Annotated in this window: 2 protein-coding genes; both read right to left on the bottom strand. The window is 61.5% G+C overall.

What is annotated here, in order from left to right:
- Positions 1-39 precede the first annotated feature (39 nt).
- Complete coding sequence (locus ACE04F_RS13290; protein ID WP_486107315.1) at positions 40-1,215, bottom strand: baeRF3 domain-containing protein; 1,176 nt, start codon at positions 1,213-1,215, stop codon at positions 40-42.
- 12 nt (positions 1,216-1,227) lie between these two features.
- Positions 1,228-1,650 (bottom strand): HPF/RaiA family ribosome-associated protein, encoded by a 423-nt coding sequence (locus ACE04F_RS13285; protein WP_486107313.1) that lies wholly within the window; start codon positions 1,648-1,650, stop codon positions 1,228-1,230.
- Positions 1,651-1,791: the final 141 nt, after the last annotated feature.

The raw sequence follows: 1,791 nt of genomic DNA, 5'->3' as shown, positions 1-1,791 counted from the left end.
TCGCTCCCACAGGGTTTTATGCCTAAGTTGCGTGATTGCCTAGAACCGGCACACCGCCGCTGCGCCCGTATCGGTCGGCATGACATGCTCAGGCGGCACGACGATCACTTCGCCGCCCTGCCGGGTCACGGCCAGGATCAATTCGTCCAGCACATCAGGGGCCTGTTCATCGCCGGTCTCGTCGACGATCAAGCGGCCCGTGTCCGCGTCGAGCTGGCCGGGAACCTGTCGCTCCGCCTCCACCAGCAACAATGCAATGCGGCTTTCCCAGGCGGCCTTGGCGATCTCGGCGAGATTGTCCAGCGCCCGTCCCTGGCCGACCGCGACGCCATACCGATTGAGGCTGTCGACGACCCGATCCGAATGGCTGTGGGCCATGACCTTGGAGCACTGCACGCGTAACTCCTCCACGCCTAATCGCGAAGGGTCGCCATCGATCCCCTGGCCCAGCAACTGCGAGTTATGGCTGACCGCGCGAAACACCGCTTGGTTTTCCGGCAGGGCCACGAGGATCATCGGCAAGCCCGAAGGTTGCGAATAATGTTCCAGGATGGCCTTGTCCACGGCGCGGAAAAACCGCTCGCGGTCGAGGTTGGTTTCATCCTGCTTACCGCCGCCGGCGGACTCATGCATCATCGGATCGCCGCGCTCACTGCTGCGGCTGAAGCCGTTGGGAAAACCCTGCTGGTCACCTGAAGTCAGCTCATCGCCGAGGGCCTCGTTCTGGTTGCGTGGAACCTCGTCGACCAGCTCGACTTTTTCCAGTTGTTGGGAGGAGCCCTCGTACAACCACACCTCGTTACGGGTCAGGCACAGCACCTGATAACGTTCGGTCGACTGGACCAGCCGCAACAATGGCTTCAGGTACGGGTGGCTGTTGGCGAATGCGCATTGCGGCAGGCGCTGGTTCACCGCGATGACCTTGAAGTAATCACGGGCGCCGAATACTGCGATGCCGTCCCGGTTGGAATTCCAGAAATCCTGGTCGTCCACCAGCGCGTGGAAAGGTTCAAGCAACGGCGTGCAATCGACGCCCGGGTGCTGTTGTTCGAGTTGCGTCTGCAGCTCGCGCACCAGGTTCTTGTAGCGGATCGGGTCCTGGCTGCGTTCGGGGAATGTACGGTGGGTGGGCATATACAACGAAAGGCTCGGCTGTTCGTCGAACGCCAGAAGCTCGGCCAATACCTGCCGGCTGAAGGGTTGATGAGCGGTCATGATCGTCTCCTTTTATTCTTTGCCACGAGCCTCTTGGTTTGCGAGGAAATCCTCCTCCAGCATGGCGTCCACCAATTCCGGTGGCGCTTCATCCACCGGAGCGGTCACGCGTCCCATGGATTCGACGGCCGGGTTGAGCTTGCCGACCTGATGATCGAGCGCATGCAGCATTTTCTCGGCGGCGCCCTCCACCGCCAGCTCCAGGCTCTCGGCCTTATGGCTTACGGAAATGGCCGCAACGCCTTGCAGACGCGCCTCGATCTGGCAGCGTTTATCCGCGGCGCCCCCCTTCTGGGCGTTCTCGTCGCTGACGTGAATCTCAACCCGGGCCAACTGGTCTTCGAAACGCTGTAGCGCGTCCACCACCGTACTGCCGACCCACTCCTGCAATCGGGCACTGCCTTCGATATGGTTGCTGTTGACTTGAACTTGCATGATCGACTCCTCTGACGAAAGACGGCTGACGCCGCCTGTTGTAGGTAGAAGAAGATCAAACGGGCGAAGTTCCCGGCGCGGGATGACTGGAGCAGGGGCGGCGTGAGAAGAGCGTTTCGCTGATCAACCCGTGGGGGGGGG

Source organism: Pseudomonas sp. AGC41, from assembly GCF_057334555.1.
Note: the sequence above shows the minus strand (reverse complement) of the source record. Positions and strands in the feature narration are given on the sequence as shown.